The 26,092-nt window shown below is 34.9% G+C and carries 27 protein-coding genes; 10 read left to right on the top strand and 17 right to left on the bottom strand.

The window, feature by feature from the left end:
• Window position 1 precedes the first annotated feature (1 nt).
• Window positions 2–913, top strand: a complete 912-nt coding sequence (locus CHB80_RS11175) for a metallophosphatase (protein WP_089371552.1) — start codon at window positions 2–4, stop codon at window positions 911–913.
• Here the strand turns inward: CHB80_RS11175 and CHB80_RS11170 are convergent.
• From CHB80_RS11170 to CHB80_RS11130, 9 genes are all read right to left on the bottom strand, one after another.
• Window positions 901–1,509: a hypothetical protein gene (locus CHB80_RS11170; RefSeq protein WP_143337110.1), complete on the bottom strand. Its 609-nt coding sequence runs from the start codon at window positions 1,507–1,509 to the stop codon at window positions 901–903. The two genes, CHB80_RS11175 and CHB80_RS11170, sit on opposite strands and share 13 nt — an antisense overlap.
• Before the next feature lie 307 nt (window positions 1,510–1,816).
• Complete coding sequence (locus tag CHB80_RS11165) at window positions 1,817–2,533, bottom strand: hypothetical protein (RefSeq protein ID WP_089371550.1); 717 nt, start codon at window positions 2,531–2,533, stop codon at window positions 1,817–1,819.
• On the bottom strand, window positions 2,523–4,517 hold the full coding sequence (gene ligA / locus CHB80_RS11160; protein ID WP_089371549.1) for an NAD-dependent DNA ligase LigA: 1,995 nt from the start codon (window positions 4,515–4,517) through the stop codon (window positions 2,523–2,525). The genes CHB80_RS11165 and ligA overlap by 11 nt, the downstream gene beginning before the upstream one ends.
• A 183-nt stretch (window positions 4,518–4,700) precedes the next feature.
• Window positions 4,701–5,402, bottom strand: coding sequence for an aquaporin Z (aqpZ, locus tag CHB80_RS11155; protein ID WP_317044270.1), 702 nt, complete (start codon window positions 5,400–5,402; stop codon window positions 4,701–4,703).
• Window positions 5,403–5,602: 200 nt separating this feature from the next.
• On the bottom strand, window positions 5,603–6,079 hold the full coding sequence (locus tag CHB80_RS11150; RefSeq protein WP_089371548.1) for a hypothetical protein: 477 nt from the start codon (window positions 6,077–6,079) through the stop codon (window positions 5,603–5,605).
• A 51-nt stretch (window positions 6,080–6,130) separates the two neighbouring features.
• A complete protein-coding gene (locus CHB80_RS11145; RefSeq protein ID WP_089371547.1) occupies window positions 6,131–6,721 on the bottom strand; it encodes an LOG family protein in 591 nt (196 codons plus the stop codon).
• Window positions 6,722–6,833: 112 nt separating this feature from the next.
• Entirely contained in the window at window positions 6,834–7,367 is a 534-nt protein-coding gene (locus tag CHB80_RS11140) for a hypothetical protein (RefSeq protein ID WP_089371546.1), read from the bottom strand.
• Between the two features lie 75 nt (window positions 7,368–7,442).
• Entirely contained in the window at window positions 7,443–8,288 is an 846-nt protein-coding gene (gene prmC / locus CHB80_RS11135; RefSeq protein WP_089371545.1) for a peptide chain release factor N(5)-glutamine methyltransferase, read from the bottom strand.
• Window positions 8,289–8,306: 18 nt separating this feature from the next.
• Complete coding sequence (locus CHB80_RS11130; RefSeq protein WP_089371544.1) at window positions 8,307–8,792, bottom strand: GNAT family N-acetyltransferase; 486 nt, start codon at window positions 8,790–8,792, stop codon at window positions 8,307–8,309.
• Window positions 8,793–8,819: 27 nt separating this feature from the next.
• Here CHB80_RS11130 and ribD point away from each other — a divergent pair, with 27 nt between their 5' ends.
• The 3 genes from ribD to CHB80_RS11115 all read left to right on the top strand — a co-directional run bounded on the left by ribD (window position 8,820) and on the right by CHB80_RS11115 (window position 11,374).
• Window positions 8,820–9,821, top strand: a complete 1,002-nt coding sequence (ribD, locus tag CHB80_RS11125) for a bifunctional diaminohydroxyphosphoribosylaminopyrimidine deaminase/5-amino-6-(5-phosphoribosylamino)uracil reductase RibD (RefSeq protein ID WP_089371543.1) — start codon at window positions 8,820–8,822, stop codon at window positions 9,819–9,821.
• A complete protein-coding gene (locus CHB80_RS11120; protein ID WP_089371542.1) occupies window positions 9,818–10,684 on the top strand; it encodes an EamA family transporter in 867 nt (288 codons plus the stop codon). Before ribD ends, CHB80_RS11120 begins: the two co-directional genes overlap by 4 nt.
• Before the next feature lie 81 nt (window positions 10,685–10,765).
• Entirely contained in the window at window positions 10,766–11,374 is a 609-nt protein-coding gene (locus CHB80_RS11115) for an IMPACT family protein (protein WP_089371541.1), read from the top strand.
• Here CHB80_RS11115 and CHB80_RS11110 read toward each other — a convergent pair.
• Window positions 11,371–11,769: an acyl-CoA thioesterase gene (locus CHB80_RS11110; RefSeq protein ID WP_089371540.1), complete on the bottom strand. Its 399-nt coding sequence runs from the start codon at window positions 11,767–11,769 to the stop codon at window positions 11,371–11,373. The two genes, CHB80_RS11115 and CHB80_RS11110, sit on opposite strands and share 4 nt — an antisense overlap.
• A 204-nt stretch (window positions 11,770–11,973) precedes the next feature.
• On the opposite strand from CHB80_RS11110, the gene dnaA reads away from it, so the two are divergent.
• From dnaA to CHB80_RS11080, 6 genes are all read left to right on the top strand, one after another.
• Window positions 11,974–13,401 carry a chromosomal replication initiator protein DnaA gene (dnaA, locus tag CHB80_RS11105; protein WP_089371539.1) on the top strand — a complete coding sequence of 476 codons (1,428 nt, stop codon included), beginning with the start codon at window positions 11,974–11,976 and terminating at the stop codon, window positions 13,399–13,401.
• A gap of 136 nt (window positions 13,402–13,537) precedes the next feature.
• Window positions 13,538–14,626: a serine hydrolase domain-containing protein gene (locus tag CHB80_RS11100; RefSeq protein WP_089371538.1), complete on the top strand. Its 1,089-nt coding sequence runs from the start codon at window positions 13,538–13,540 to the stop codon at window positions 14,624–14,626.
• A gap of 114 nt (window positions 14,627–14,740) precedes the next feature.
• Window positions 14,741–15,199: a low molecular weight protein-tyrosine-phosphatase gene (locus CHB80_RS11095; RefSeq protein WP_229746838.1), complete on the top strand. Its 459-nt coding sequence runs from the start codon at window positions 14,741–14,743 to the stop codon at window positions 15,197–15,199.
• 48 nt (window positions 15,200–15,247) lie between these two features.
• Window positions 15,248–16,627: a PQQ-dependent sugar dehydrogenase gene (locus CHB80_RS11090; RefSeq protein WP_089371537.1), complete on the top strand. Its 1,380-nt coding sequence runs from the start codon at window positions 15,248–15,250 to the stop codon at window positions 16,625–16,627.
• Window positions 16,628–16,636: 9 nt separating this feature from the next.
• A complete protein-coding gene (locus CHB80_RS11085; RefSeq protein ID WP_089371536.1) occupies window positions 16,637–17,362 on the top strand; it encodes an SAM-dependent methyltransferase in 726 nt (241 codons plus the stop codon).
• Window positions 17,359–17,784, top strand: a complete 426-nt coding sequence (locus CHB80_RS11080) for a hypothetical protein (RefSeq protein ID WP_089371535.1) — start codon at window positions 17,359–17,361, stop codon at window positions 17,782–17,784. The genes CHB80_RS11085 and CHB80_RS11080 overlap by 4 nt, the downstream gene beginning before the upstream one ends.
• A 3-nt stretch (window positions 17,785–17,787) precedes the next feature.
• On the opposite strand, the gene CHB80_RS11075 is transcribed toward CHB80_RS11080, so the two are convergent.
• From CHB80_RS11075 to CHB80_RS11045, 7 genes are all read right to left on the bottom strand, one after another.
• Complete coding sequence (locus CHB80_RS11075) at window positions 17,788–18,027, bottom strand: DUF3820 family protein (protein WP_089371534.1); 240 nt, start codon at window positions 18,025–18,027, stop codon at window positions 17,788–17,790.
• Complete coding sequence (locus tag CHB80_RS11070) at window positions 18,027–18,347, bottom strand: hypothetical protein (protein ID WP_089371533.1); 321 nt, start codon at window positions 18,345–18,347, stop codon at window positions 18,027–18,029. The genes CHB80_RS11075 and CHB80_RS11070 overlap by 1 nt, the downstream gene beginning before the upstream one ends.
• Window positions 18,337–19,965, bottom strand: coding sequence for an amidohydrolase (locus CHB80_RS11065; RefSeq protein ID WP_089371532.1), 1,629 nt, complete (start codon window positions 19,963–19,965; stop codon window positions 18,337–18,339). The genes CHB80_RS11070 and CHB80_RS11065 overlap by 11 nt, the downstream gene beginning before the upstream one ends.
• A 61-nt stretch (window positions 19,966–20,026) precedes the next feature.
• Window positions 20,027–20,497, bottom strand: coding sequence for a hypothetical protein (locus CHB80_RS11060; protein WP_179218136.1), 471 nt, complete (start codon window positions 20,495–20,497; stop codon window positions 20,027–20,029).
• Window positions 20,498–20,516: 19 nt separating this feature from the next.
• Window positions 20,517–20,969, bottom strand: coding sequence for a hypothetical protein (locus CHB80_RS11055; protein ID WP_089371530.1), 453 nt, complete (start codon window positions 20,967–20,969; stop codon window positions 20,517–20,519).
• 121 nt (window positions 20,970–21,090) lie between these two features.
• On the bottom strand, window positions 21,091–22,869 hold the full coding sequence (locus CHB80_RS11050) for a TonB-dependent receptor (protein WP_089371529.1): 1,779 nt from the start codon (window positions 22,867–22,869) through the stop codon (window positions 21,091–21,093).
• 33 nt (window positions 22,870–22,902) lie between these two features.
• Window positions 22,903–25,923, bottom strand: coding sequence for a tetratricopeptide repeat protein (locus tag CHB80_RS11045; RefSeq protein ID WP_089371528.1), 3,021 nt, complete (start codon window positions 25,921–25,923; stop codon window positions 22,903–22,905).
• Window positions 25,924–26,092 lie beyond the last annotated feature (169 nt).

The following is a 26,092-nucleotide window of genomic DNA, read 5'->3' as shown; positions in this document are numbered from 1 at the left end:
TATGAAACGTAGACATTTTATAAAACAAACAGCCGCAGCAGGAAGTCTTATTGGATTAGGAGGCATCGCAATGAGTACAACACCATCGCCTTCTAAAAAACAGATCACTATTTTGCATACAAATGATGTACATAGCCATATAGAACCCTTTGCAGCAAATGACCCTAAATATGCAAATCAAGGAGGTGTTGCTAGACGACTCACGCTTATTAATAGCATCCGAGAAGAAAACCCTAATGTCTTATTATTAGATGCTGGCGATATCTTTCAAGGAACGCCCTATTTTAATTTTTACGGAGGCGAACTAGAATTTAAACTCATGTCTATGTTAGGATATGATGCAGCAACCATAGGAAATCATGATTTTGATAATGGTGTAGGTGGTCTTGCTAAACAAATGCCTCATGCTTCATTTGAACTCTTATCGGCCAATTATGATTTTACAAATACTATTATGGAAGGGCTTACGAAACCGTATCGTGTTTTTGTAAAAGAGGGTATTCGCATAGGTGTTTTTGGGATTGGTATTCAACTAGAAGGACTCGTTAACAAGCGTCAATTTAAAGAAACGAAACATTTAGATCCTGTAGAATTAACAGATGATATGACTCGAATCTTAAAAGAAGAAGAAGCTTGTGACCTTATTATATGCTTATCCCATCTTGGATATGACTATAGTAATAAGAATCGTATCTCTGATCTTAAACTAGCTGCTAGTACTAAAGATATAGATCTCATTATTGGCGGACACACACACACTTTTCTTGACAAACCAACCATTACTCAAAATAAAGAAGGCAACATTGTACTCGTAAATCAAGTGGGATGGGGTGGTATTCAGGTAGGTCGTGTAGATTTTCATCTAGATCCTGTTAAAGGGAATGAACACACTAGTACGTTTTATAATATTTGATTATACTCATTTTCAGTTTCTTTAATAGATTTCATACGAACTAAATAAGTAGCAAAAAGGATTCTAAAAAAAACGCCAAAAGTATGAGCTATTACTATAAATAATCTATCATCAGATATATATTGGTATACAAACCCAAAAAGCATCTCACCTATAATTCCTCCACCTATTCCCCATAACATAATATTGTCAGGATGTTTATTAAAAAAAGGAATTCCAAAAATTAATAATACGATAAGTATAAAGGCAATACTAGAAGGTAAAAAAAGTGCTACACTAGGAATTAAAGGAAAGATTAAATAGAGCACATAAACTATTATAAAACTAATTCCTACAAAACCAATAATGAGCTCTGGTAAGTTATGCGTACTAAAATTTTTAATTTTTATCCCCAACATAGGCTTTAGAAGCCATAAGAAACATAATTGACTCCCCAAATAAGCAAAAGTAACAGGCACTATATACTTTTCATAATCGTATAAGAACCCCACCTCTGCCATCATTAATATGGTTAGAAATACAAAATAAACACCATTAAATCTTCTAGTTGACTTATAATCATACAATGTAAAAAGCACCAAATTAACTAAGAACAATACAAACGTATATTGTATATCATAAAAAAAAGTAGCTATCACTAAAATTATAGATACTATAATCGCTAATGATCTGTAAATTCTACCCGGTATGTATATTGACTTTTTAATCTTATTGCTAATTTAAAATTCCTAGTAATAGATCATAGTAAATTCTAAATTTTCAGTTTTTGCTACAGCTTCTCCTAGACTTTGAATCCTCATCTAAAAATACACATTTAAAGTCAATGATCATATATGCTTACATACCGCAACTAAGTTTTTCCACTTTTTGAGCTAAACATCCTAAAGCTTGACGGTTCAGCGTTTATAAATAACTCTCATCAATGCCTTCCTTTTTTCTTAAACGTACAAGATATATAACAAAAACAATCTTTAAAAACGCACCAAAAACATGGGCCATCACGGTAAAGATTCTAAGGTCTGACACATATTGAAAAATAAAAGCACACATCATCTCAGCAATCATACCACCACCAACACCCCAAAGTAAAATATTATCAGGATGTCTATTAAAGAAAGGGTATCGTATACACAATATTACAATGATGAGAAATGAAATAACAGAAGGTACAAACAACGTTAAATCTGGTATTAAAGGAAAAATTAGATACAGTAAATATCCTACTACATAACTAATCCCGAGGGTTCCTATAATTAGCTCCGTTAAATTATGGGTGCTAAACTTTTTAATATCAACTTTAAGTATAGGTTTTAATAACCATAAAAAACATAGCTGACTTGTGATGTGTAATGCAGAAGCAATATTAATATACTTGTCAAAGTCATACAAAAATATCATTTCTGAAAGCATTGTCGTTATTAAGTACACAAGAAGCACTTTGCTAAATACTTGTGTAGCTGTATAATGATATAAGAACAGAAAAAGTGCATACATAGGAAAGAACACAAACGTATACTCTATATCATAAAATATAGTCGCAAGTCCGAGCAGTACAGATACAATAATCGTTAATGTTCTATAAATTTTGCTACGTATGTGTACTTCTTTTTTAATCTTCAATCATATTTAAAAATTCTTGTTCAGAAATCATTGTAACTTCTAGTTTTTCAGCCTTTGCAAGCTTACTAGGTCCCATTTTATCTCCCGCTACAAGAAATGAAGTTTTAGAAGATATAGAACTAGATACTTTTCCTCCATTATCTTCTATTAGTTTTTTCAAATCATTACGAGGCATTTCAAAAACTCCTGATACCACAAAGGTTTTCCCCTGTAAGACATCAGACTGATCTGCTAATTTCTCTGCTGAAATTTCTAGTTGTACACCGTATGATTTTAACCTTTCTATCAAGGTATTATTTTCCGCTTTCGCGAAAAAAGCCACCACACTCTCTGCAATTTTTTCTCCAATTTCGTCTACACTCACGAGATCTTCTTCTGAAGCTATCGCAATTGCATCAATAGTTTTGTAATGCTTTGCAAGTTTTTTTGCTACCGTTTCTCCTACATATCGTATCCCTAATCCAAAAAGTACACGTTCAAAAGGAATAGTAGTAGACGCTTGTACGCCTTGCACTAAGTTTTCGGCACTTTTTTGCGCCATTCTTTCCAATGGCAATAATTGTTCGACGGTAAGTGTATACAAATCGGCATAATTTGTAATAAGCCCTTCTTTTACTAATAAAGCAACTGTTTCTCCCCCTAAACCTTCTATATCTAATGCTTTCCGAGAGATATAATGTTGTATTCTCCCTATAATTTGGGGAGGACATCCTACTTCATTTAGGCAATAATGCTGTGCTTCTCCTTCTTTACGAACTAATGGCGTAGTACATTCTGGGCATTCAGAAATATACGTAGTTGGGATAGAACTTTCTGGTCTCTTTGTAAGATCAACTGCTATAATTTTAGGAATAATTTCTCCTCCTTTTTCTACAAAGACTTCATCATTTTCGCGGATGTCTAATTTTGCGATTTGATCTGCATTGTGCAAGGAAGCTCTTTTTACCGTGGTGCCTGCAAGTTCTACAGGCTCTAAGTTTGCTACTGGTGTAATGGCTCCTGTACGACCTACTTGGTATGTGATTTCGCGTAAGCGTGTAGACACTTGTTCTGCTTTAAATTTATAGGCCATAGCCCAACGAGGTGCTTTAGCAGTATACCCTAACTCTTCCTGTTGTTGTAGGTTATTCACTTTCACCACTACGCCATCCGTTTCATACGGCAAGTCATGACGCGCTATATCCCAATGGTTTACAAATGCCAACACCTCATCTATATTTTTGGCAAGTTTAGAAGCATCTGGCACCTTAAAGCCCCATGCTCGTGCTTTTTCCAAGCTCTCCATTTGGCTAGCAATACCGAGGTTATTTCCTGTTATATTATATAGTAGACAATCTAATGGTCGTTTTGCAACCTCTGCACTGTCTTGTAATTTTAAGCTTCCAGAAGCTGTATTTCTAGGGTTGCGATACAATTCTAATCCTTGTGCTTCTCTAGCTTCATTCATTTTATGAAACCCATCCCAAGGCAGAATAATTTCTCCTCTAATATCAAATTTAGGAGGGTAATCTCCTTTTAATTTTAAAGGCACCGACTTAATTGTTTTGATATTTGTGGTCACATCATCTCCTTGTATACCATCTCCTCTTGTTAATGCTCTTATTAGCTCTCCATTTTCATAGGTAAGACTTATAGAAGCACCATCATATTTTAATTCACAGGTATAAGATACTTCCCCATCTACTTGTTTTTTAACACGTACCTCCCAATCTTCTAAATCTTGTTTTGAATACGAGTTATCTAAAGAGTACATTCGGTGTTCATGAACGACTGTATTGAAGTTTTTTGTCACATCCCCACCTACGCGTCTAGAAGGTGAATTAGGATCGTCATATTCTGGATGTGCCGCTTCCAATGCTTGTAACTGTTTAAGCATTTGATCAAATTCAAAATCTGAAATTACCGGGTTATCAAGCACATAGTACCTGTGATTATGTTCTTGAAGTTCTTTACGTAGGGATGTAATCTGTTGTTCTATATTCATTAATTATATGCTTTCGCGAAAGCGTATTTTATTAATACACCTATATTATTTACACATCACAAAATAATAATTTTTATGCTACTACATTCTACCTTTTATAAAAAGCTATAAACATAAAGAGCCATTAAAAAATGGCCCTTTACTAAGCTATATCACTATAAAATTTAATTATAAATGACACTATCAATCATCTACAAACACTTTACGTAATAAAGCTGCAAAGATGCCACCTGCTAGTGGTGCGACAATAAATAGCCACAATTGTTGTATTGCAATTCCTCCTGCAAATATGGCAGGTCCTATACTACGTGCTGGATTTACTGATGTTCCTGTAATAGGAATTGCTACAAAATGAATTAATGCTAATGATATCCCGATGGCTAGTCCTGCCATTTGTGGAGATGCTTTTTTTGCTGTGGTTCCAAAAATGACCATCAAGAATAAAAAGGTAAATACAAACTCTGTTATAAATGCTGATTTCATATCATAAGCACCTAGGTATCCTTCTCCCCAACCATTACTTCCTAATGACCATGGTACCATTTCAAATCCTGCACTTCCAGTAGCTATAACGTATAATATTGCTGCTCCTAGAATTGCACCAATACACTGTGCGATCACATATCCTATGAGATCTTTTGCAGATAATTTACCTGCTACACACATAGCTACAGAGATGGCTGGATTGATGTGGCATCCAGATATAGGACCTATCGTATAGGCCATCGCTACTACAGCTAATCCAAAAGCTAAAGAAATTCCCAGAAGACCTAATCCTGAAGGTCCCGTTGCTGAAACGCCAGCTATTGTAGCAGCACCACAACCGAATAAAACCAACGCAAAAGTACCAAGTCCCTCTGCAGTGTATTTTTTCATTGCACTCATAATTAATTGATTTTTAGTTAGTAATACTAATTTAAAAATTATATTATGAGCAGTCTTATGAATTGAAATTATAAATCAAACATCGATTAAAAACACAAAGAAATCGATTAAATGCTGGTATAAACAAAAAGATACTAGACGTAGTCCTCTTTTAGTTATTTAGTAGATCGTAGTAAAACAAGTTCAAAATGAATAGTAATTTAATTTGAACTTGTTTTACCTATCATTCCTATTACAGTTGGAAAATTATTATCTGCTATGTAGTCAAACTTAACGTCTCTAGCTACTTTAGTTATGTCTTTATGATCGACATTTTTTAAGTCATCTATGTGTTTTATATCTTCTCCATTTAGTACACTTTGAGTTATTTTGGAGATTAAGCTATTTTCTTTGTAATAATTAAAAGTTTTGCTCCCTGACTTTCCGTCTAAAAAGTTTTTTGACGTCGTTAAAATATTGACGGTATCCTTGCTTCTTTGAGAAACAACAACTAAGTGTATATAATATTTTTGTTCCAAATTTTCATCTGGTCCATTACTTGTATAAAGAAGCTTTATTTCTTCTCCATCGTTTAAAGCCGTGTCATCTATATTGAATTTGGAAAGGTTCCAAAATTCATATTCCTTTTTACAGCCTGTCATTAATAGCATTAATAACACAACAAAAAAATACTTCATAAACTTATTTTAGATTTTAAATAGTTAGCTATCAAGTTTACTTTTGGCACATTACGTACGATCACCTTTTAACCATTTTGGAACATCTAAGGGTTTATAGGCTTTCATTTTTGAGATCAAACCTTCTACGGTAGTATCTACTAGTAAGAGTTCGTAATTTTCCATTTTTAGAAATCCTCTACGTACCATATGTTCTAGCATCTTTAATAAGTCATCATAGAACCCATTGATATTTAAGAGACCTATTGGTTTTTGATGCAGTCCTAACTGACTCCAAGTGATGATTTCAAAAAGCTCTTCTAAGGTTCCAAAACCACCAGGTAAAGTGATAAACCCGTCTGAGATTTCTTGCATAGTCATTTTACGCTGATGCATGTTTTCATTGGTAATCAACTCTGTTAATCCTAAATGAACCACTTCTTTGAGTTTTAAAAATTCTGGAATCACTCCTATTACTTTTCCTTTTTGATCCAAGCTTGCTTGCGCTACTTGCCCCATCACTCCTATTTTAGCAGCACCATATACCAATGTGATATCGTTTTGTGCTAGATATGTACCGAGTTCTTTGGCCTTTTCTTCTACTTGGATATCATTGCCATCACTGCTTCCGCAGAATACACAAATGGATTTTATAGTTGTCATAACTTATATGTTTAGTATTTCCAGATAAGTGGAAATAGTGTTAGTTAGTTTCCTGTTGATTATGCATCGTTTAGTATGTATTACTTTCAAAAAACGATACATATTGTATTCTTTATTGTAACAAACTTTTTTGTGCACTCAACCATATAATAGCGATCGCTTTTGTTTTATCCCTGTAGAATCTTGTCCATTGAGATTTAAGTTCGTTATTATCAATTCCATTGGTTAAATATTCCATCTCTACCCCTGCCTTAATTCTTTTTTTATAAAATTCAATCCCATAATTTTCGGTTGAATCAATTAAAGTTTTATAATTCCTATTAAGTTCTTCTTTAAAGTTGTTATTTAAAGCAATGAATTCTGTTATAATTTCAAATCGCTCTTCTTTTGTCAATCTTGGAATAAAAACGTGAGTATCATAGTTTTTTTCATTAGCTATAATAGCTTCTTTTATATCATTTTCTTCTGCTTTAGTTAAACCTGAATCATATTTAGATTTACAATCTGATACCAACGAATGATCAAGAACATGAACTCCAATCACTTTTAAATCTCTTTTCCTTAGATAAAAAGTTTCATTTAAGGATAAATAAGAATAAGCAAAAGCAGAAATCAAGAATTCTATATCAGTATTATATTCCTTCATATTTTATACATTATATTATTTCGCTTTAAGCGAAAATACCTTTAATACGTATATCAATATCAACTTATTTAGTACTTACCTACTCGCCTTAATCATCCGATCATTCCCAAAGATGTCTTGGCGTAATTCTACCTGTGTAAATCCTATCTCTTTAAGGAGTTGTACGGTTTCTTTACCAAGATACTGATTGATTTCAAAAAATAACCTCCCGTTTCCTGATAAGTTATCATATGAAAGCTTTCCAATAGCACGATAAAAAACTAATGGGTCTGTATCTGATACAAATAAAGCACTATGAGGCTCATGGTCTAATACATTCGATTGAATTTCTTCTTTTTCAAGCTCACGTACATAGGGTGGATTAGATACAATACAATCATAGGATTGATCTAATCGGGTTGTTTTTAAAATATCTACAGATGTAAAAGTGACTGTAACCTTGTTTAATATTGCATTTTCTGAAGCCACCTTTATGGCATCTTCAGAAATGTCATACGCAGTTACATTTGTTTGCTCCATATGCTTAGCAAGACTTATGGCAATACACCCTGAGCCTGTTCCAATGTCTAATAGCTGTAACGTGGTGTCTTTGGGGAGGTCTTCCAATATCCATGATACCAACTCTTCGGTTTCTGGCCTTGGAATTAAGGTAGCTGGTGTTACTTTAAAGGGAAGTCCGTAAAACTCTGTGTCTCCAAGTATATACTGTATAGGTTCGTGATTTTTTAATCGATCACAAGTAGTTAAAAACTGCTGCACTTTTACTTCTTCTACAACCTCTTCTAGCTGTAAAACAATATCCATTCGGCTATACCCTAAAAAATGATGCGCTGTGATTTGAAAAAAGCTTTGCACTTCTTCAAGCGGATAGTGATCCTGTAGACGATCTACAAAAGCGGTACGGAGGTCTTTTATTTTCACGTAAGTGTACTACAAATTTTACAAGTCAATAAGCATATGCACTGGACAAGAAAAATGTCCCGTATCTCCCATAGGACCATCTATATAATGAAATCCTGTACGCTGGTATAATTTCTGAGCAGCTTTCATGTACGGCATTGTTTCCAGATAACATTGATCATATCCAAAACGGCGTGCAGCATCCAAGCAGATCTTCATCATCTCACTACCCAGCCCTTTTCCTCTGGCTTCTTCTAGGAAATACATTTTTTGTAATTCGCATACATTTCCTTCATAATTATCCAGTTGTGCAACTCCAGCAGCTCCTATTATATTTCCATCAGCAACCACTACAAAATAAGCCGCTTTAGGGCGATCATAAGTTTCAAACATTTGATCTAAGGCTACATCCTCATAGGCTGTACCCACTTTAGGAACTCCAATATCTATAAGTATTTTACGAATCATGGCAGCAACTTGCTCATTGTCTGCCTTTTCTATAGGACGAATAATAGGTTTGCTCATCGAAAGTTATAGTTCTATTTTTGCAGTGTGAAGATACACGAAAAGTACATAAAACGTTGTATAGATTTAGCTAAAAATGGACTTCCTAGCGCGATGCCTAATCCATCTGTTGGAGCACTTCTATTAGTAAATGATATTATCATTGCCGAAGGATATACCAGTGCCTATGGAGGGCCTCATGCCGAGGTAAATGCCATTACCTACGCACAAACACATTCGCCTGAGCTTCTTCAGAAAGCAACCTTGTATGTTACTTTAGAACCCTGTAGTCATCATGGAAAAACACCTCCTTGTGCAGATCTTGTCGTTGCTTCTGGTATCAAAAAAGTAGTCATTGGTACCACAGATCCGCATGCAAAAGTTGCGGGTAATGGGATAAAAAAACTTATGGAAGCTGGAATTGATGTAACAGTAGGGGTTCTAGAATCGCAATGCTATGAAGCTAACAAACGTTTTTTTACATACCACGAGAAAAAGCGTCCTTATATACTATTAAAATGGGCAGAAACCTTAGATGGGTATATCGCTCCTGCTCATAGAGATAAAAAAGCTCCTGTGTGGATTACAAATCTATATGCTAGACAACTCGTTCATAAATGGCGTAGTGAAGAACAAGCAATTTTAGTAGGGGCAAATACCGTACTGGCAGATAACCCTTCACTAACTACAAGAGATTGGGAAGGAAAATCACCGTTACGCGTCGTGTTAGATAAAAGCGATACGATCCCTAAAGATGCGCAGGTTTTTAATGAGCAAGCGGCTACTATTGTTATAAAATCACAAGATCCAGAAGAAATTGGAAGTATCCTCTATAAAAAAGAGGTACAGTCTATTATTATAGAAGGAGGTGCAAAAACATTACAGCGCTTTATAGATACTGGCAATTGGGATGAGGCAAGAGTGTTTACAGGAAAAACCACTTTTGGTAATGGCACGAAGGCACCTGTATTTCCCAAACAACCTACTTCATCTATTACGCAAGATATAAAAGGAGATATACTCACTACTTATAAAAACAAAACCACGTGATCTATTTACTCCTTAGTATTGCTTCCTCTAGTATCATTTTTGTGGTTTTTAAGTTATTTGCGCGTTTTAAAGTAAACACACTGCATGCTATTGTCATTAATTATTTTACAGCAAGTACCTTAGGTGTCCTATTATATAATGGAGAGATTCCCCTACCATCGATACCCCACCAAGATTGGTTTTTTTCTGCCGTAGCACTTGGATTCTTGTTTATTCTCATTTTTAATTTGATGGCGCTCACCACACAACGCAGCGGACTTTCTGTAGTATCTGTTGCCACAAAAATGAGTGTAGTCATTCCCATATTATTCGGAATACTCTATTATAAGGAGTCCTTAGGTTTTTTTAAAACCACAGGAATCATCATTGCGCTTATTGCGGTATACCTTGCCTCTGTAAAATCTAAAGATGGGGTTGCCTTTAAAAAAACAGATCTTATTTTTCCAGTGCTTGTCTTTTTAGGAAGTGGCGCTATTGATACAAGTATAAAATACCTTGAAGGGAAGTATCTCAGTGAAGGAGATTTGCCTATTTTTTTGACAATGGTTTTTGGTACCGCTGGTATTATAGGTACTCTTATTATCATTGGACAAATCCTAAGAAAGCGCTTTACGTTTGAGGTTAAAAACATCATTGCAGGTATCTGCCTAGGCGTTCCTAATTATGGATCTATGTATTTTTTAGTAAAGGCATTACGAAATGATGCCTTCGACAGTTCTACTATTTTCACCATCAATAATGTAGGGGTCGTAATGGTCTCAACCTTAATAGGCATCTTATTATTTACAGAAAAATTACACCTTAAAAATTGGATTGGTATTGCACTTGCGGTGATTTCTATTATATTCGTTTCACTTTCGTGAAATGGTATATGCTCCTTTAAGTATACGCTTTCGCGAAAGCGTATACAACCAACATTATAGATTAAGCACATACTGTTTCCTATGAAAGACACCTATAAAACGATCACTACTCCTTCTCCTGAAGCATTATTTAAGGATCGGAATAGTAAATTTTATGGCTATGCCTTTCCTGTTGAGAATGAAGATCAGATAAAAGAATGTATTGAAACACTCAAAAAACAACACCATCAAGCACGTCACTGGTGTTATGCTTGGGTACTTGGAACAGCATACAACCGATATCGCGCAAATGATGATGGAGAACCATCTAATAGTGCGGGTGCTCCTATACATGGACAACTACAAGCATTCGAACTCACAAATACCCTCGTAGTAGTAGTTCGCTACTTTGGAGGTACTAAATTAGGCGTAGGTGGATTGATCAATGCCTACCGCACTGCGGCACAACTTGCCTTAGAAAAAGCAACTATTCAAGAAAAAACAATCGATATTGAATTTACAATTACTTTTGAATATGCACTCATGAATAAAGTCATGAGAGTGATCAAAGAACAAAATATTAGGATTATTGGTCAAAAGTCTGAATTGGCTTGTGAATACACATTAGCCATTAGAAAAAAAGATTTTGAGCAAAAAAGTTTACTTGTAAAAAATATCTACGGTGTAAAAGTCAAAGAAAAAGAAGATTAATCTTGTAGTTTATCGAGAATATAAGCAGGACATCTTATCGGTCTATTTTTTGCTGCATCCATAAAAATCAATTCTGTATGTGCAGTTGTTAACAATTCATTATGCTGATTATAAATTTTATAGTCAAAAATGATTCGAACTGTAGGTAAATTCCGCAAGCTTACAACCACCTTTAACACATCGTCAAATTGTGCTGATTTCTTGTAAGTTATACCTATAGTATATACAGGCAAGAAGATGCCATTCTCCTCCATAGTCTTATAGGACACACCTAAGTCATTTAACCACTCAAGCCTCGCTATTTCAAGATATTGTGGGTAATTGCCGTGATGGACCACTCCCATTTGATCTGTCTCTGCATATCTAACTTTTATAAAAGAATTATGTGTTTTCAAGAAATGGTACGGTTTTTTTTTGTAGATTTAAATCATGTAAAGTATGCACAAAAATTAATCGAAAAACAACCCCTAAGTCGTTTTTTTTTTCAAAAAATTGTTCACATATTTGCTACAGGCTAAAACGGGGAACAATTATGTTAATAATTGATATATTTTTAGCCTCCTAATTACAACTAACAACCAAATAATTTAAACTAACGAATGAGTAGAACTGCGCAATCTGTATGGGATAATTGTCTGTCTTTTATAAAGGACAACATTACACCCCAAGCATATAAAACGTGGTTTGAACCTATCAAAGCTGTAAAGCTTACAGATGTGGCACTTAACATACAAGTGCCAAGTAAGTTTTTCTATGAGTGGCTAGAGGAGCATTATGTTAAGCTTTTAAAAGTGGCACTTAATAAGGAACTGGGGGAGAACGCAAAGCTGGTGTATGTTATAAAAATGGAAAACACCTATGGTAATAATCAACCGTTTACGGAAAAAATACCTAGTGCAAACAGAACTTCTTTGAAATCTCAAGATGTAGATGCTCCATTAAAGAATAAAAACCCTGAATTAAAAAATCCATTTGTAATTCCTGGAATACGTAATTTACAAATTGAATCACAGCTTAACCCAAGTTATAATTTTGATAATTTTTTAGAAGGAGACTCAAACCGTCTAGCTCGCTCTGCGGGTATGGCAGTTGCAAATAAGCCTGGAGGAACTTCTTTCAATCCACTACTTATATTTGGAGGTGTTGGTCTAGGTAAAACACATTTAGCGCATGCTATTGGTGTACATATTAAAGATCAATATCCAGAAAAAACAGTACTCTATATCTCTGCCGAGAAGTTTACACAACAATATATAGAGTCTGTTAAGAAAAATAATAGAAATGATTTTATTCACTTCTATCAAGTAATTGACGTCCTTATTGTTGATGATATTCAATTATTAAGTGGTAAGGCAGGAACACAAGATGTATTCTTCCATATCTTTAATCATTTACACCAAAATGGAAAACAGGTTATCCTTACAAGTGATAAGGCCCCTGTAGATATGCAAGATATAGAACAACGCTTATTATCTCGTTTTAAATGGGGACTATCTGCCGAGTTACAACATCCTGGCTTCGAAACCCGAATTTCTATTATCAAGCATAAGCTTTACCAAGATGGTGTAGAAATGCCAGAAGAGATCGTAGAGTTTCTTGCCAATAATATCAAAACAAATATCCGTGAATTAGAAGGTGCTATCATTTCATTAATTGCACATTCTTCTTTCAATAAAAAGGAAATTACATTAGATCTTGCTAAAAAGATTGTAGATAACTATGTAAAACATACCAAACGCGAAGTATCTATCGATTATATCCAAAAAATCGTATCAGATTATTTCCAAATGGATGTAGATACCTTACAATCTAAAACACGTAAGCGTCATATTGTACAAGCAAGACAACTAGCTATGTTCTTTGCTAAGAAATTAACAAAAGCATCGTTAGCAAGTATTGGTTCTCAAATAGGACAACGTGATCATGCCACTGTTTTACATGCATGTAAAACAGTAGACAACCTTGCTTCTACAGATAAGCAATTCCGTAAATATGTAGAAGATTTAAATAAAAAATTAACTGTATAATTACAGGAGGCTTAATTCAATATAAAAGGGATCAAATAGTACTATTTGATCCCTTTTATATTTTATTTAAATCTTTTCTGAAAATTCGGCATTATTTTAGTGGCATGATCACGTACAACTAGACATTTCATTTTATATGAATACAAAACTTATCTATTCGTTTTTCCTTGGACTACTTTCTGCTTCAAGTTTTGGACAAGAAACATTCACCTACACTACCCCAACACAATACTCCGATGGATGGAAAACCAGTGATCTTCACTCTCAAAGTATTGATACCACCTTATTATATAAAGGATTTACACAACTAGCTACCGTAGATCATAAAATGCATAGTGCACTCATTATTAAAAATGATCATATTGTCTTTGAACACTACTATCAAGACTATGCCTATAATAAGCAACAGGATTTACGCTCTGTAAATAAAAGCATAAAGTCTATTCTCATGGGGATCGCTATTGACAAAGGTTTTATAGATAGTGAAGATGATCTTATCTCAAAATATTTAAAAAAGCCTGTGCCTGAGAAAAATTTAGATCCCAGAAAAGAAAAAATCACGATTAAACATTTACTTACCATGAGTACAGGTTTAGAATGTAATGATTGGGATAAAAAATCAAAAGGGCAAGAAGATCGCGTCTATAAAAAGAAAGATTGGTTACAATACACGCTTGATCTTCCAATGGTACGAGAACCCGGAGAAACATCACTGTATTGCTCTATGTGTACATTACTAGCCGCCGAAATTATCCAACAGGCTTCCGGTATGCCTTTAGAAGAATTTACTCAAAAATATCTCTTTGATCCGTTAGGGATTACAAATATTAAGCGAGGACATACGACCACCAACAAGGAAATCATTAATACTGCTAAACGCATTTACATGACTCCTAGAGATATGGCAAAAATTGGTAAGCTCATATTACAAAAAGGAAATTGGAATGGCCAACAAATTGTCTCAGAAGCATGGATAGATAAAGCTACTGCTGTGCATACAAAAATCACTGGAATTAATTATGGGTATTTATGGTGGCAATTTCCTTTTAATATTCAAGGGCAGCGTGTTTCTGCTACATTAGCTACTGGAAATGGAGGACAATACATTATGGTATTTCCCGAACAAGATATGATTATTGTATTTACTGGAGGTGCCTATAATTCACAGGAAGACAAGCTACCATTTAAGATTGTACAAGACTTAATTTTACCCTCTTTACGTTAGGATTATCATACCATACGTTTTCGTACTTCGACATAACTCAGTATAAACTTCTAGATCACTTTGTTCCTAGAAAGCATAACAATCCCTATTTTAGTACCCCCAAAACCAATGATTATGGACAAGACTAAGGTGCTCATGGTGTGTCTTGGCAATATCTGCCGATCGCCACTTGCTGAAGGAATACTACGTAATAAATTAGATACTGATAAATTTATTATAGACTCAGCAGGAACTGGAAACTGGCATATAGGAAACCCTCCAGATAGTAGAAGTATTGCTGTTGCAAAAAAATATGGATTAGACATCTCCACGCTTCGTGGAAGACAATTTACAAGTATGGATTATCAAGATTTTGATCATATTTATGTGATGGATAGTTCTAATTTAGAAAATGTACTCTCATTGGCAGAAAGCGATCTTGATCGTTCAAAAGTATCTATGATTCTAGACACTATATTTCCTGGAGAACGCGTGGATGTACCTGACCCATATTATGGTGGTGATGATGGTTTTGAGCGTGTATATAAAATGCTAGATGAAGCCTGTGATATGATTAGTCAAAACATAAGGTAGTAATCTGTATATGCGTAGATTTCGTATATTTAAGAAAACTATCTTATTATGAAAAAAATTAAAATCCTACTCACTTTATTTTTAGCAACTTATGTATTATACGGACAAGATCCTGACATTGATATCTTAGAAGTTGCTTCTGGCTTTAACCGACCTATAGACATCCAAAATGCAGGAGACGATCGGTTATTTATTGTAGAACAACCTGGTGCTATCCGAATTATTAATGATGATGATACCGTAAATAGCACTCCTTTTATTTCAATAGCTGTTAATGATAGCGGTAATGAACAAGGACTTTTAGGACTTGCCTTTCATCCTGATTATGCTACAAATGGCTTTTTTTATGTGCATTACACAAGAAATAATGGAGCTTCTCGAATATCGAGATTTACAGTGACTGACGACCCCGATATTGCAGATCCAAATTCGGAATTTGAAATCTTAGAAGTAGCGCAACCGTTTGGAAATCATAATGGCGGCGGACTTGCCTTTGGCGAGGACGGTTTCTTATATATTGCCTTAGGAGATGGAGGAAGTGGCGGTGATCCTGGCAACAGAGCTCAAAACCCAAGTATTCTACTAGGTAAAATGCTACGTATAGATGTAGATAATCAAGATGGTGACTTAAACTATAGCATCCCAGATTCTAATCCTTTTGTAGATAATACGAGTTTTCGAGGAGAGATATGGGATTTAGGACTTCGTAATCCATTCCGTTTTTCTTTTGATGATGAAACTGGAGCTATGTGGATAGGCGATGTCGGACAGAATGCTGTAGAAGAAATAGACCGCGGTACTGGAGGTGGTCATAATTACGGATGGCGTTGTTATGAAGGGAATAGTCCTTTTAATACTTCTGGATGCCCTAATCAAAATGAACTCACATTTCCTGTAGTACAATATACACATGACAATAGTTGTGGTTTCTTCTCTATAGTGGGAGGGTATGTTTATAGAGGGACCGAATTTCCTACCATGCAAGGGTTATATTTCTTTTCTGATACGTGCGCAGATGACATCAGATATGTAGATGCAACAACCCCTGCTGATATTACCTTTAGTGAAGAATTTAGTAACAACTCATTTGTAACTTTTGGGGAAGATCAAAATAAGGAATTATATATATCTGGTCTTGCTGGAACCGTATATAGAGTGGTTGATGCCAATTTATTAAATGTTGATGAGTTCTCTCAAGAAAGCACCATACGTATATATCCAAACCCAGCAACAGATGTCATTACGGTTACTTTTTCTAATCCCACAATTTCCGATACACTTCGAGTTTTTGATATTACTGGAAAGCTTGTAAAGTCAGTGGGTGTACAACAAACAGAAACTACGATACCAATGAGTAATTTAACCGCTGGTGTGTATCTTGTACAATTAGAAAATTCGGGATATACCCAAAAACTAATTATTAAATAACACATTCTAATGAGTGAACCCCAAACACTAGGCAAATTATACCTTATCCCAACTACTTTAGGAGAAACTAGCGCTCTTGAAGTGATACCGCTATCGGTAAAAAAAGTCATAGAACTTGTAGATCATTATATAGTTGAAAATGAAAAAACAGCAAGACGATCTATCAAATCTATTTCTCCTGGGAAGTCACAGCCTAAATTACAGATCAGACTTCTAAACAAGTATACGGATGAATTGGAATTGCCTTCGTACTTAGATCCTTGTTTTGAAGGAATTTCTATGGGATTACTCTCTGAAGCTGGAGTACCTGGGGTTGCAGACCCTGGTGCAGATGTTGTGAAAATTGCACATCAAAAAGGAATTCAAGTAGTACCTCTTGTAGGACCTTCTTCTATTTTGATGGCGATGATGAGTAGTGGCATGAATGGACAAAATTTTGCCTTTAATGGGTACCTTCCAATAGAACAAAAACAACGTAAAATGGAATTGAAACGTCTCGAAAAATTATCTTTCGAGACGGGTCAATCTCAATTATTTATAGAAACTCCGTATCGTAATGACAAAATGCTAATGGATATTGTAAATACAGTACGTCCTGATACATTAGTATGCATAGCATGTGACATCACCTTACCTACCGAGTTTATCCAAACAAAGAAAGCTAGTTTTTGGAAAACTAATTTACCAGACCTTCATAAGCGTCCTGCGATTTTTATTATTCATAAGGGTTTATGATAAAACGCTATTTAAAGACACACTATATCATTTGGATCGCTGCAATTCTAACCTTAGTTATAGGTTTTACTAAAAGAAGAGAAACATTAGACTTCAATGTACATGACACCTATTATGTAATAGCAAAAAATCAGTTGTATAATGGTATAGCTATGTATTTTGGGATTGTAGGTTTATTGTATTGGTTATACTATAAGGTAGGAAAAAAGACTCTCAGATGGTTAGATATTGTCTATATGGTTTTGATGTTTCTAGGAGTACTAGGCTTCATAGTCATTCCATTATTCAATATGAAGCGTGTATATTACACAAATACGAGTATAGTATCTGATAAGAATGCCGTTATTCTAATTAGTATTGCACAGCTTATTCTAATGATTAATCTTACCATTGCGCTATTCAAAAAAAGAAGCTATCCTTAAATTTTATTTCAAATTAGAAGGTTTTGAATATGTACGCTGTACTTTCTTAATCATAGGTTCTAAGCCGTTTACTTTGATCTCATACATTTCCTGAAGTAAACGCCCCAGTTTTCCTTCTGGAAACCCTTTTTGCTTAAACCACACATAGTAATGTTCAGGAATATCCACAAGGTACTCTCCTTTATATTTTCCAAAAGGCATTCTGTAATGTGCGAGTTCGATAAGGTGATCTTGAGGTGTCATTAGTTACTATCTTCTAATTTCCAATATTCAAGTAACTCGTTCCATTCTTCTAGTAGCGTTAAACCATCATGCCCTTCGTCTATTTGCAAATCCCTGACGTGCATCCATAAAAATAATTCCTTCCGCCTTTTTTGAATTTCAGAAGACTTAACATTATTCTTATAAGCATAATCAGTCAATTCCCAATACTCTTTCCTTTTACTCTCTATTTCAATAGGGTCTGTAGTAGATCTGTAAAAATAGGCAGCAACTCTAGGAGTTAATAAATACACTAAAACGCCTATTGTTCCTAATACAAAAATTGTTTTTTTATTCCCCATATACCTTTTCTCCTCCTACATAGGTTGCTCTTACTTCTAGGTTTGGAATTTCATCTTCTGTTACGGTCATGATATCTTTATCCATGATAATAAAATCGGCAAATTTTCCAACTTCGATACTTCCTTTTTCTCCTTCTTCAAAATTAGAATAAGCTGCCCAGATAGTCATCCCTTTTAAGGTTTCTTCTCGCGTTAATGCGTTTTCCATTTGATAACCACCTTCAGGATATTGTTTTAAGTCTTTACGAGCTACAGCGGCATAAAAGGTATAAAACGGACTTACTTGCTCTACAGGAAAATCGGTTCCTAAGACAACAATACCAGATTTATTTAAAAGATCTTTAAAGGCGTAAGCTCCTTTTATACGTGCTGCCCCTACTCTATCTTCTGCCCAATACATATCACTTGTTGCATGTGTAGGTTGTACCGATGGGATGATCTTTTGATTAAAGAAATCAAAATCATTTTGTGCTACTACTTGTGCATGTTCTACTTTCCAACGTGGATCATCTACATTTTGTAATGCTTCTTTATAAGCCCTTAATACCACAACATTGGCACTATCACCAATGGCATGTGTATTCATTTGAAAGCCTGCTTGCGCAATACGTTTTGATAGGTTTTGAATATCGGTCACTGGTGTAATCATAGCTCCAAAATGTCCATCTTTATCACTATAAGCTTCTTTTAAAGCAGCGCCTCTAGAACCTAATGCACCATCACCATATACTTTTACAGAACGTACATTCAGATAGTCTGTTTTTACTTTTCCAGCGGTTAAGTAATGATCTAAGTTTTCATCATTATTGCTAATCATTGCATATACACGCATTTTAAGATCGCCGGCAGTTTGAAGGCTATCAATGAGCTCAATGATAGGTTTATCCAATCCTGCGTCATTGACGGTAGTTAATCCATACGAAAAGCAAAGTTCTTCGGCATCTTTAAGAGAGGTAATATTTTGTGCTCTACTGGCTTTAGGCATCACAGCGTCTACTAATTCTTGTGGTCTATCTACTAATACACCTGTAATTTCTCCATCTACTTTTACAATTTCACCACCAGTAACTGTAGTTGCATTTGTAATTCCAGCCATATCTAACGCTTTTTGATTTACGAGATATGCATGACCATCTACACGTTCTAAGGCTACGGGTAGGTCTGGAAATAGTGCATCTAATTTTTCTTTGGTTGGAAACTCTTTGACTTCCCAATCATTTTGATCCCATCCTCTTCCTCGTAAGAAGGAGGTAGCTGGGTTTGCTTTCGCGAAAGCGGACACACGTTCCAACACCTCATCATAACTTGTTGTACCGACAAGGTCTACGATTTGTAGATTTTGTCCCAATCCATAAAAATGACAATGGGCATCAATGAGTCCAGGCAATACTGTTTTACCAGAAGCATCTATGGTTGCTGTGGCGGTATATGAATCGGTGATTTCTTGAGAGGTTCCTACCGCTACAAAAGCACCATCTTTAATGGCAAATGATTCTGCTTTCGCGAAAGCGTCATTCACCGTATATACTGTTGCGTTGGTAACAATAAGATCTACTTCTTGTTTTTGAGTACAGGAAATAGCAATACATAAAAGAAATAAAAAAGTAAGTATTCGCATGACAAAGATTTTTGCACTAAAGTACAAAACATCGTCCTTTTACAATAGCTTCTAAATACTTTTAAAAGAGCAATCTGTAAATGCCGAATTCTGTATTTTCAATTTGAACCCCATCTGCTTGGAGTGCAACATTGCTATAGGTATTCCCTAAACAGCAGGGATCTTCTATCACTTCTACAGAAAAACTAAAACCAATATCAAATACTTCTGGTATCGTAATCTGATAGTTTTCTAAATCACTGCTTTCTGTAAATGTAGGAAGTGAGATAATCGTACGTTCTGTTCCAGAGCTTCCTACGGCAAAGGGAATTACTGCATTGGTTTGTGTATTTCTAATTTGCAAACTGTTTATAGAAAAGGTTTCATTAAAAAATAAATCTTCACCAGTTTCGCTAGACACAAATTGTAATGCTAGGCTTATGGTAGCACAATCTATTAGTTCACATGGGCTTGCAGCAGTTTCTGCATCATCAGTTGCGCAAGAAAGGCACATAATGAGTACGAATAAAGTGCTTATACTTCGTTGTAACATAATTAATATTCTGGGGGTGTTATATAAAAATACGTAAAAACAATCTATTGCCATCTTCCACCTGTTCAAAAGTAGCATTGATAACGGTCACATTTTCATAGGTATAGTCTTGACAACATCCATTTGAGATGGCGCCAAAATCATAGGCAATCGTAACGTCAAATACGTTTGGTAATGAAATTTGAAATTGTTCAGAAAACCTAAAAACTCCTAATTGATTCAGTGGATTGACAGCATAGTCTATTCCAAATTCTAAGGCAATATCATCTTCTCCTAAGGCAATAAAAAAACCATCTGGGACTCCATTATCAAAGACGCCTTCTAATACATTATCTCCGGTATCACTGTCTATAAATTCAAAAACGAAACTAGGTCCTTCACATAATACGGTGCTACAATCAAGAGCATCGTCATCATTGGCACATTGTACTAATGAAAGGCTTATGAATAGTATAAAAATGATTTTTTTCATGATTAAGTAGTCTTTATGCTCTACTCTCCAGATTCATAAAACTAAAAAAGGTTGCGTCACTTTTATAGAAAGTAATGCAACCTTTTCAGTATGTATGTACATCTTCTTTACAAGAATCGTATTAGAAATCAAATTTATAGGTAGCACCTACCATTCCTTGGAGGCCTTGTACTTCATAATTTAACCATTTTTGATAATCACTATTCAAAATATTATTAACCCTTCCAAAAGCAGAAAGTCTATCATTAAATCGATACCCAACATGCGCATTTGCATCTAGATAACTATCTAATGTTGTTATTTGTGGTTGTGCAAGGATATCGGTAGGGTCATTTGAGAATAATAAGTCTTGACGCTCTCCTACAAAGAATAGATTAATTCCTGCAAACCATTGCTGTGTGATTTGATAATCTGCAAATACAGAAGCTCTTAATTCTGGAAGGTTCCACGCCTCTGCCTGATTGTCTGTTGTATAGGAATTATACTGTCCATTAATTTTCATTTTGAAGTTGCTATTTACATCAAAATTAAGTTCTCCAAATACGCCTAATGTTTCAACATCATCATACACAATACTAAAAGAGTTTCCATTTAGAAAGGCTACTGGTGATGATACTTGTGCTGGATTAAATACAAATAGGGCTTTGTTACTTTCTGCGCTATAATTGGCTCTTAGGTTATAGCTTACATTATTAGAGAGTTTTCCTTTCATCCCTAGATATCCATCATACTGTTGATCTGTAGGTGTAATCGCAAGTGATGGCGCAACAAAAGGATTTTCTTGTACAAAATCATAATAACTATTTTGTTTTAAGTTTCCTTCTAGTCCTCCATAGGCTATAAAGTAATCACCCACCACGCGGTAAGATGCTGTTATTCTTGGATACACAAAGAAATCGGTATCACTATTTTCGCTATCTAAGCTCACAAATCCTGCAACTCCAAGATTTACCGTAAGGTCATCTCTTAAAATAACAAGACTTGGATTGATTCCTACATTAAGAATACTATGGTTTGTTTCCTCTAGATTCATATCAAAATCATTTGCGAAACTACCATTTACATAATCTACCGTAAATGCTGTCGTAATATTCTCTCCTGCGATAGGGAACTCTACCGTTGGTTTTACAATGGCACGTAATTCATTACTACTTTCTGAATCACTTAAGTAACGTACGGTTCCTTTTCCTTCTTTAAAAATACCATCTTTAAAGGCAACACTTCCATTAATAGCGCCAGTGATATAGGAGTGTGTAACATCAAAGTCTTCAGTAAGGATAGGTGCATCTGCTGGACCTATGTCTATAATGGTAGGTGATATTCCATACCAATTAAATACTTGATGTTGTATATCAAGATCGGTACGCCAAGAGAAATCACGTTCTCTCGCTCCGTAATTTAAGTTTAAACGTGTATCATAAAAGAAATCATCTACAATTACATTATCAATACCTCCTTGTGAGGAGTTATGATTTAAGAAGACTCCAAAATCTTCGGTTCGGCTTATTTGAAAATTGCTATAAAACTCTGCGAGTACTGATGTAAAACTTCCAAAGCCTAGGGTCGCATAATTATCATATAGCTTCAGTTTAGGTGCTTTCTTAACGGCAGCCGCTCTTCCTTTGGCAGGTGTAAATGTACTGGCAACAGGAACAGAAAATATACTGTATGTTACTTTCTTCTTGGCTGTATTTACAGAGTCATTAAGCTTTGGGGTTGCCTTTACTTTAAACGCATCACTAATGGTGGGTGTATACGGCTTGACAACATTTACGACCTCGGTTCCTAAGTCTTGCTTTTCTTCCTTCTCCTCTTCTTCTTGAGCATATACCTGAGAAACTCCTAACCCTAATACAAGTAAGAAAATAGTTTTATATGTTTTGATCTGATGAATTATCATATATAAATAGATTATGTCTGTGATTGATAAAAATTAGTTGCCACCTTCTTCTACAGAAGAATTAGTTTTGGCTTCATTGGTTTTAATAAGTGCAAGTTGCTCTTCTGCTTCTTTTACGATATCTGAATATTCTGAGAAGTTAGTAATCACACTTTCTAAAATATACGTAGCTTGATATGCATCTTCTAAAGCATAGAAGTTTTTTGCCATAAGTACAAGTCCTTTAGCGCCAAATTCTTTATAGCCACTATAATCTCTGGCTAGTTCTTGTACAGTTGTATTAGAACCTTTAAAGTCATTGGCTTTATGCTTAAAATACGCATCATAGTATAATGCTTCTGCTGCAAGTGCTCCAGTAGCAATTCCTTGTACCGTTGCATATGCTGTTTTTGCACGATCTTCATCTCCTGTTTTAATAGAAGATCTGGCAATAATAACTTGTGCATCACTCTTGACAGCATTATCAATCTTAGCGTTGGTCAATACTTTTTCTGCATAAGTCACTGCATCTGTATAATTTTCTAACTCATAATAGGATTTCATTAAGTTAGATTGTGCAAAGATGATATTCTGAGGAAAATCGGCTTCTATTTCTAAGCGTTCTAATACAGGAATCGCATCTGCATATGAGCGTTGTGTTAAGAATACTTGCCCTAATCTAGCTAGTGCCTGTTCTGTAAACTCCGATCGTTCTTTAGCAATAACAAACTGGTAATGAGGAATAGTGGTTGGGTAGTCCGCTTTCGCGAAAGCGAGTTGCCCCAGATAAAAGTGAGCTTTCAAGGCATGCTGCCCATTTGGATAACTCTCTACATACTCATCTAGCAAGCGTGTTGCTTGTGTGGTATTATTTTCTAAATATTGTTTTTCTGCCGAAGCATATGCCGCATCATCGAGCTCTGCATCTTCTACGTCTATGAAGTCTAAGGTACTTACCCATTGTCCATATTCATTTACACGACCTAAATCTATGTAAATAAGTTTTGCGGTAGTTACTGCTTGCAATGCCTCAGGAGTTCCTGGGTAATCACCAGCCACCTTTCTTAAAATGGTAAGTGCTTGGTCTGACTGATTATTATTATCGTAAATCAATGCCTTTTTGAGCAATGCACGAGACACATAAGAACTACCAGGCACATCACGCACTAATTGATCATAGGCTGCAATCGCTTCATCATTATTATTTTGAGAGACATAAACATTCCCCAATTCATATAAAGCATCATCTCTATAACTAGATTTTGGAAAACTTTGTGTAAAGTTCTTAAGACCATTGATCTTATCTGCATTACGATTTACAAATCCATAGCTCATCGATTTCTGGAAAGTCGCATAATCTCTATCGGCTGCATTGATTTCGATCGCCTTGTTATATGCTTCTAATGCAGGCCAGTATTTACTAGAAATAAAACGGCTATCTCCTAATCGTAAATAAGCATCATTACGACGTACCCTATCTTCGGTATTTTCAGTGGTGAATTTTTCAAAATAGGAAGCCGCATTTTCGTAATCCTTATCTGAAAAATAAGCATAGGCAATATTATAGTTAAGATCATTGTATTCTGGAGTAGAAGCAGCATTACTATTTTGAGCATATTGTTTATACCCTATAACAGCTTCTTTATGATTTCCTAGTACATAATCACACTCTGCATTCCAATACGTTGCTCTTGCAACAAATTGCTCATCTCTAGGTTCTTTTAGAGATTTCTTAAACATTTCTTGAGACTCCAAATAATTTCCTTCATTATAGAGCTCTACACCTCTATAAAAAGCAACTTTTTGCAATGCAACTTTGTTTTCAAAAGAATTATTCTTTTCTAATAAAACTAGGGCTTCTTTATAGTTTTTTGAAGTGATGTAAGAGTCTATCAATAAGATTTCTAATTCTTCTTTTGCTGGGGTTTTAGGAAAATCTTTTATATAGTTTGCGATAACCTGTGGTACAGTTTGATAGGCATTTCCAATCTCATAACTAAGTTTTGCATAATTAAGACCACTGTCTTCCTTTATCTTTTCATCAAAATCCATTTCTGATGCATTTTTAAAGGCATTCAATGCTTGTTGTTTTTTATCTGTTTTAAGATAGGATTCTGCTAAGTGATAGTAGGCATTTTGGGCTACACTATTTTTTCCATCTACAATTTTATTAAACTCATTTATAGCATTTTCATAATCTCCTTGCTTATAATAGGTATATCCAAGTTGATAATAGTCTGTATTATTCCATCGTCCTCTTTTGCCTTTATATTCTTTTAGGTAGGGTAATGCTTCGGTATACTTTTCTTGATTAAAGTAACTCTCCCCTATAATCTTATTAAGTTCAGATCTCTCTTTAGGATTTGCAGTGGGAAGTTGTGATTTCCCTTCGGCGATAGCTTGATCAAATTTTCCTAATTTAAAATTCAGATCGGCTTTAAAATAAGCAAGCTCTTCTTTGTAATCTTCTTTATCTTCTACTGCGTCAAAGAGCTCATCGGCTTCTTGATAATCATCTCCTTCATAGGCCATAAAACCTAAATAGTATTTTGCTTGTGATCCATATTTTTGAGAATCGCGCACCCGGTTTAAGAACTTCTTTGCTTGATCGTACTGCTTACTTTTATAATAGGAATACCCATTATTAAAGTCAAAAGTTTCTCTTGCTCCTCCAGTGAGACTCCCTTCATCTACTCGATCATACCACTTACGTGCATAGGCATATTTCCCATTTTCGAAATAAAAGGAAGCGACATCCAAAAATGCTGAATTTCGCTTAGTGCTTGTAGGATATTCACTTACAAAAGCTTGCATTAAATTATCTGCTCCTTGTTGATTTAAGCGCACCGCTGCATTTGCGATATAATACGCACAGTCTCCTTTTACGGTGGTATCATCAGTTTCATGTTTAACTTCTTCAAATAAGGTCTGAGCCGCTAGGTATTGCTGACTATTATACAATGACAATGCCTTATTATATTTGACAAGGTCGTCTGTATAAATAGCAGTTTGCTGTGCAGAGAGTATGCTTGTATATAGTAGAAATGCGGTAAATACCGTAATAAATTTCTGCATAATGATTGTTTTTGATATGATGTATGAGATTGGGTCTATTTTTCTAACTCAAAGATAGTTTTCTTATATATGGATAACGGTAGAAATCCTTTATAATTATATCGAGTTTTAAAAAGGAAATTAACAATCTAAAAAACAAGACTTTTAAACTTATTATTTAGTAATTTGC

The organism is Dokdonia pacifica (assembly GCF_900188275.1).
Lineage (GTDB): Bacteria > Bacteroidota > Bacteroidia > Flavobacteriales > Flavobacteriaceae > Dokdonia > Dokdonia pacifica.
Note: the sequence above shows the minus strand (reverse complement) of the source record. Positions and strands in the feature narration are given on the sequence as shown.

Excerpts from the sequence above, each read along its gene's own strand:
- CHB80_RS11175 (WP_089371552.1), top strand. The coding sequence starts at position 2 with ATGAAACGTAGACATTTTATAAAACAAACAGCCGCAGCAGGAAGTCTT.
- ligA (WP_089371549.1), bottom strand. The coding sequence starts at position 4,517 with ATGAATATAGAACAACAGATTACATCCCTACGTAAAGAACTTCAAGAA.
- aqpZ (WP_317044270.1), bottom strand. The coding sequence starts at position 5,402 with ATGAGTGCAATGAAAAAATACACTGCAGAGGGACTTGGTACTTTTGCG.
- CHB80_RS11150 (WP_089371548.1), bottom strand. The coding sequence starts at position 6,079 with ATGAAGTATTTTTTTGTTGTGTTATTAATGCTATTAATGACAGGCTGT.
- CHB80_RS11145 (WP_089371547.1), bottom strand. The coding sequence starts at position 6,721 with ATGACAACTATAAAATCCATTTGTGTATTCTGCGGAAGCAGTGATGGC.
- CHB80_RS11140 (WP_089371546.1), bottom strand. The coding sequence starts at position 7,367 with ATGAAGGAATATAATACTGATATAGAATTCTTGATTTCTGCTTTTGCT.
- CHB80_RS11130 (WP_089371544.1), bottom strand. The coding sequence starts at position 8,792 with ATGAGCAAACCTATTATTCGTCCTATAGAAAAGGCAGACAATGAGCAA.
- CHB80_RS11115 (WP_089371541.1), top strand. The coding sequence starts at position 10,766 with ATGAAAGACACCTATAAAACGATCACTACTCCTTCTCCTGAAGCATTA.
- dnaA (WP_089371539.1), top strand. The coding sequence starts at position 11,974 with ATGAGTAGAACTGCGCAATCTGTATGGGATAATTGTCTGTCTTTTATA.
- CHB80_RS11100 (WP_089371538.1), top strand. The coding sequence starts at position 13,538 with ATGAATACAAAACTTATCTATTCGTTTTTCCTTGGACTACTTTCTGCT.
- CHB80_RS11095 (WP_229746838.1), top strand. The coding sequence starts at position 14,741 with ATGGACAAGACTAAGGTGCTCATGGTGTGTCTTGGCAATATCTGCCGA.
- CHB80_RS11090 (WP_089371537.1), top strand. The coding sequence starts at position 15,248 with ATGAAAAAAATTAAAATCCTACTCACTTTATTTTTAGCAACTTATGTA.
- CHB80_RS11085 (WP_089371536.1), top strand. The coding sequence starts at position 16,637 with ATGAGTGAACCCCAAACACTAGGCAAATTATACCTTATCCCAACTACT.
- CHB80_RS11080 (WP_089371535.1), top strand. The coding sequence starts at position 17,359 with ATGATAAAACGCTATTTAAAGACACACTATATCATTTGGATCGCTGCA.
- CHB80_RS11075 (WP_089371534.1), bottom strand. The coding sequence starts at position 18,027 with ATGACACCTCAAGATCACCTTATCGAACTCGCACATTACAGAATGCCT.
- CHB80_RS11070 (WP_089371533.1), bottom strand. The coding sequence starts at position 18,347 with ATGGGGAATAAAAAAACAATTTTTGTATTAGGAACAATAGGCGTTTTA.
- CHB80_RS11065 (WP_089371532.1), bottom strand. The coding sequence starts at position 19,965 with ATGCGAATACTTACTTTTTTATTTCTTTTATGTATTGCTATTTCCTGT.
- CHB80_RS11060 (WP_179218136.1), bottom strand. The coding sequence starts at position 20,497 with ATGTTACAACGAAGTATAAGCACTTTATTCGTACTCATTATGTGCCTT.
- CHB80_RS11055 (WP_089371530.1), bottom strand. The coding sequence starts at position 20,969 with ATGAAAAAAATCATTTTTATACTATTCATAAGCCTTTCATTAGTACAA.
- CHB80_RS11050 (WP_089371529.1), bottom strand. The coding sequence starts at position 22,869 with ATGATAATTCATCAGATCAAAACATATAAAACTATTTTCTTACTTGTA.
- CHB80_RS11045 (WP_089371528.1), bottom strand. The coding sequence starts at position 25,923 with ATGCAGAAATTTATTACGGTATTTACCGCATTTCTACTATATACAAGC.